Here is a 4811-nt window from a genome sequence, read left to right on the forward strand (position 1 = left end):
TAACAACACTTTTCAAACTAAATGACCTCAATAATGCCAAACGAATTCGATTTACCTATCCTTTATTCTTTAAGACGCTGCCCTTACGCTATGCGAGGAAGGATGGGCATCGCACTATCACAGCAGAAAGTGTTACTTCGAGAAATTGTTACCAAAGATAAGCCTAGCGAACTATTGGCCAGTTCGCCAAAAGGCACTGTTCCAGTATTGGTATTGCCTGATGGTCAAATCATAGAACAGAGCTTAGATGTGATGAACTGGGCGCTTCAACAAAACGATCCTCAAGATCTTCTGCGCTTAAGCAATCCAATACTTAGCGAGCAAGTCCAACAACTCATCAAAACCAACGATGAAGAATTCATTGGTCACTTAGAGAAATACCGCGCTTCAGTGCGTTACCGAAACATCGATAGTGAACAACGCAGACAAGCCTGTGAAGGATTCATCAGCAAGTTAGAGGCATTACTCACCAATCAGCCTTATTTCTTTGGAGAAAAGCCAAGCCTCGCCGACTTTGCTGTGATGCCGTTTGTTAGCCAGTTCGTAAGAGTCGAGAAGAAGTGGTTTGTGCAATCTGAATATCAGAACGTAGGACGTTGGTTAAGAGCGCACCTCGACAGTAAGCTCTACACCCAAGTCATGAAGCAATACCCTTTGTGGAATGAAACCAAGCAAGATTGTGTTTTTGGGTAGCATTAAGTCGCTATGAATTGCTGGAGATAACTCCATATTGCTGAAGATTGCCGAAGATGACTGAAAACAGTTCTAAATAAGCATAGACAGCTCTCTATTGTTATGAAAATCGTGACACTGAATCGCAAGCGATGCTATTGATGGCATATTAGATATCAACGAAAATCGCATTTCACTCAATCACAACGTTAGTTTGAAATGCGCTATGCCAAAAAACAAAGTAAACACATTCAACACACCTAACCCCGATTTTAAAGGGTTCGCGAAAGTTTCACTGTTAGTGGCCTTCTCGCTTGCCCTTTCAGGCTGTAGCGCGAAAAACAAAGTAACCAACACAAGCCCATCTGCTGCGCAGCAGAATCAAACCTACACGGCGAAAAGCTTCAATAAACCCAATAGCAAAGTTACGTTGATCCTCTCTTTTTCTGGTGGCGGCACACGAGCGGCTGCGCTCTCATATGGTGTGTTGCAAGCATTGCGCGACACCAACATCCAAGTAAATGGTGAAACGGTCAATCTGTTAGAAGAAGTTGATATGATCAGTTCGGTATCCGGTGGCAGCTTTACCGCCGCGTATTATGGTTTGTATGGTGACCAGATATTCGAAGATTACGAAGAAACGTTCCTTTATCACGAAGTCTCAAAAGATCTGTTCTCCATCCTTTTATCTCCGACTTATTGGTTCTCGTACGCCACCAGAACAGACAAAGCCACCGACTATTACAAAGCCAACATCTTCGGTGAAAGTACATTTGCCGACATGCACCGAGAAGATGCACCCTACATTGTCATTAACGCGACCGACATTTCAACGGGTTCGCGTTTTTCATTCACACAAGAGTATTTTGACCTCATATGTTCAGACCTGAACAGCTATTCAGTGTCCAGTTCGGTGACGGCTTCTTCTGCTGTGCCTTTCGTTTTCACACCTGTGGTACTAGAAAACAAAAATGACTGTGATAAATCAGAGCATTTACAACCCTCGTTTGAGGCCACAAGTTACCGCAACCGAAATCTGATCAAGTCGTTAAAGTCATATAGCAATAAGGATGATGTGAGTTATCTCCACCTTGTGGATGGCGGAATTACTGACAACCTCGGTTTGCTATCGGTATATGAGATGTCTGAATACTTGCGTTACAACGACAACGAAGAGTTGAAAAACTTGTACGACAACCAACACGCGCGCCCTATTGTCATCATTTCGGTTGATGCATCGACGACGCCAGAATCTGGCATTGGAGAGTCGATTGAAGCACCTTCCATGAAACAAACGGTGGATGTCATCACCGATATACAGTTGCATCGCTACAACGATACAACAAAAGATTTGATCGTTGACGAGTTGCAATCTTGGCAAGAACTGGCCTCTCATCAAGGTCGTAAGGTTTCACCCTACTTCATTGAGATCAGCTTGAATAAATCAGACAACAGCGCAAAGCGATATTTGCTCAATCAAATTCCGACGGACTTTATGATAGACAAAGAAAACGTCGATCTATTGATTGAAGAAGGTAACAAACAACTTGTTGCCGATCCGGAATTCCGAAACTTCTTATCATTTGAACGCAACAAATAATGCTAATCTAGTTGCTTATTAAAGCGCAATTTGGCAACTAAAGTTACGTCATAACTTCACCTTTACAAGGATCACTATGGAATTTGAAAACAACATCTTACATCTCGGGTCATTCTTTGCAGTGACCATGGGGATCGTGGTTCTATTTGTCGGACGAAGGCTGAATCAAGTCATCGGTTTTTTGAAAGAGTTCAGTATCCCTGAACCTGTCTCTGGTGGGATTTTGGCATCGCTTCTGTTCGCGGTTTTATACGCGACGACCTCAATCGAAGTGCAATTTGATCTATTTGCCCGCGATGTATTATTGGTCTACTTCTTTACCACGATTGGGATTAACTCAAGTTTGAAAGACCTGTTCAAAGGCGGAAAGCCCTTGGTGATTTTGCTATCAATCACTATCTTCTTCATGATTATGCAGAACATCGTCGGTATTTCTGTCGCATCAATGTTTGGCCTAGAGCCTGTCTTTGGCCTACTCAGCGGAAGTATTTCACTGATTGGCGGGCATGGTACCGCGATTGCTTGGGCACCCAAGGTTGCAGAAGAGTTCGGCCTAGAAAGCGCAATGGAAATTGGTATCGCCAGTGCAACATTTGGGTTGATTTTAGCCAGCCTGATGGGTGGCCCTATTGCAAAGTTTCTCATTAAGCGTCACAACCTCAAACCTGTCGACGGGCAATCAAACTCAATCGATTCAAATGCAAAAAAACAACACCAAGCTCTTACATCATTTCAATTTTTAGACGCCGTGTTAGCGATTCATATTTGTGTCATTGTCGGCGCGTTGCTTAATGAATTGATCAGTCAAACCGGGTTACAACTTCCACTGTTCGTATCGTGTTTGTTTGCGGGTATCGTGATCACCAACGTAATGCCAGACTCCTACCCTAGAATCTCGGGCGCAAAATGGCCGACACGCTCGCCCGCTATCGACTTAATTGCTGAAATATCCTTGGGTACATTTTTGGCGATGTCCCTAATGAGCATGCAACTTTGGACGCTCATTGATTTGGCGGGTCCTATCTTCGCGATATTGGCAATGCAGCTGCTACTGGCCGTGATAATCAATATCTTCATCGTGTTCCCATCAATGGGTAAGACCTATGATGCAGCCGTTGTATGTGCTGGGTTTGGAGGGATTTCGTTAGGTTCAACACCTACAGCCATGGCAAACATGTCGGCAGTAAGTCAGAAATATGGGCATTCAGCACAAGCCTTCATCATCGTGCCATTGGTATGCGCGTTCTTCATTGATTTAGCGAACGCACTGATTATTCCTTACTTCATGAGAATGATGTAGCTGACCTTTGTTAAGACGGTACACCACAATTTATTTAGGCGGTATACCCCAATAAAAAGAGCCGCTCATACAGAGCGACTCTTTTACTAATGACTCAATTTGACTATCACTAACGACTACCCAAAGCTTATTGAATCGCTATCGAAATCTCGACTTCAGTTTCGCCTTTGTAAAATTCAAAGTCTGTCGTGTAAGTTCGAACATGTGGGCAATCTGCTGCGTTGAAGTACGCCCACACTTCGCCCCATAAATCGATGACCGCTTGAGGAAGTTCACCTTCAGCAGAAAACGTCAGATATTTACCTGCTTCAATTTCGGTTTCGACTAGGTCATCTAAATTGTTATCGGTAAGTGCATTGGTACATGCAATAACATCAAACTCACCAGTAAAATCCGATTGGTAATTGGTGTAGACACCATACACTTTTGAATCTGGTGTCAGCTTAGGAAAAGCTTGATCGAAAAAACCTTGCCATAATTGACCTATCTTTGCTTTTGTTGGATCAATCTCATCGGTATTAGTGGTTCTTACTGAAAACCCGTACGCCTTTACGGCTTCAATCGTTTCTACTTTCATTCGTTTTATTCCTAAGCCAATCGACGTTTTAACTATGTAAAATCTTAACTAATCTTGTATCTCTTTGTGGCCACACTTTTCACAGACAAGATGACGAGAAAACTCATCCATTGACGCGATAAACGGGCCAAGGAACCAACCTTTTATCATGCCTGCCCAAAACTCGCTTCGCTTTTGGTTAGGTTTGTCTGCAAACGCACTGGTCTTTCTGACCAACACAACAACGTGTTGTGTGTCTTCTCTGCACGCGGTGCAATAGCATTGTTCTATGGTGTTATTCATTTGAAAGCCTATGACGTTTTGAATGAAATTTGCTGAAAATAAGGATTGTTGACACAGACTTCTAGTGTGGAAAGATCAGTGAGTACGACAAGTTGTTCTACACCTTGAATACTGACCTTAATGCACTCTTCACGGCTATCATTGCGTTGAGTATCTAATCCGACACATTCAATCTGCTCGCCAGACTTCAGCGTTAATTTGATTGGGTATCGGTGCATACACACAATCTCAATATAATCGTAATCGTTGCAACTAATCATAATACCCCTCCAATTCATCCACCACGCTAATGCGACACGCCATACTATGCAATATGCATATAATCAATCATTTACCCAAATCACATTGATGTTCGTCCGAAACTAAACTTGCTTCTAAAC

At 42.9% G+C, this 4811-nt stretch carries 6 protein-coding genes; 3 read left to right on the top strand and 3 right to left on the bottom strand.

Annotated features, from left to right (window positions below; all coding sequences use genetic code 11):
* The first annotated feature begins 33 nt into the window (after positions 1-33).
* The 3 genes from AB4653_RS25735 (at position 34) to gltS (ending at position 3572) form a co-directional block, all read left to right on the top strand.
* Positions 34-693 carry a glutathione S-transferase gene (locus AB4653_RS25735; RefSeq protein WP_102258488.1) on the top strand — a complete coding sequence of 220 codons (660 nt, stop codon included), beginning with the start codon at positions 34-36 and terminating at the stop codon, positions 691-693.
* Between the two features lie 205 nt (positions 694-898).
* Positions 899-2272, top strand: a complete 1374-nt coding sequence (locus tag AB4653_RS25740) for a patatin-like phospholipase family protein (RefSeq protein WP_102258489.1) — start codon at positions 899-901, stop codon at positions 2270-2272.
* A 76-nt stretch (positions 2273-2348) separates the two neighbouring features.
* On the top strand, positions 2349-3572 hold the full coding sequence (gene gltS / locus AB4653_RS25745; protein ID WP_017104330.1) for a sodium/glutamate symporter: 1224 nt from the start codon (positions 2349-2351) through the stop codon (positions 3570-3572).
* A gap of 127 nt (positions 3573-3699) precedes the next feature.
* Here the strand turns inward: gltS and AB4653_RS25750 are convergent, their stop codons facing one another.
* From AB4653_RS25750 to AB4653_RS25760, 3 genes are read right to left on the bottom strand one after another with little or no spacing between them, the layout of a single operon-like run.
* Positions 3700-4149, bottom strand: a complete 450-nt coding sequence (locus AB4653_RS25750) for a GyrI-like domain-containing protein (protein ID WP_009846810.1) — start codon at positions 4147-4149, stop codon at positions 3700-3702.
* A gap of 48 nt (positions 4150-4197) precedes the next feature.
* On the bottom strand, positions 4198-4431 hold the full coding sequence (locus AB4653_RS25755) for a hypothetical protein (protein ID WP_004733848.1): 234 nt from the start codon (positions 4429-4431) through the stop codon (positions 4198-4200).
* Between the two features lie 8 nt (positions 4432-4439).
* A complete protein-coding gene (locus AB4653_RS25760) occupies positions 4440-4691 on the bottom strand; it encodes a Rho-binding antiterminator (protein ID WP_102258490.1) in 252 nt (83 codons plus the stop codon).
* Positions 4692-4811: the final 120 nt, after the last annotated feature.

It is taken from the genome of Vibrio sp. 10N.222.48.A3, assembly GCF_041475345.1.
Classification (GTDB): Bacteria; Pseudomonadota; Gammaproteobacteria; order Enterobacterales; family Vibrionaceae; genus Vibrio; species Vibrio tasmaniensis_A.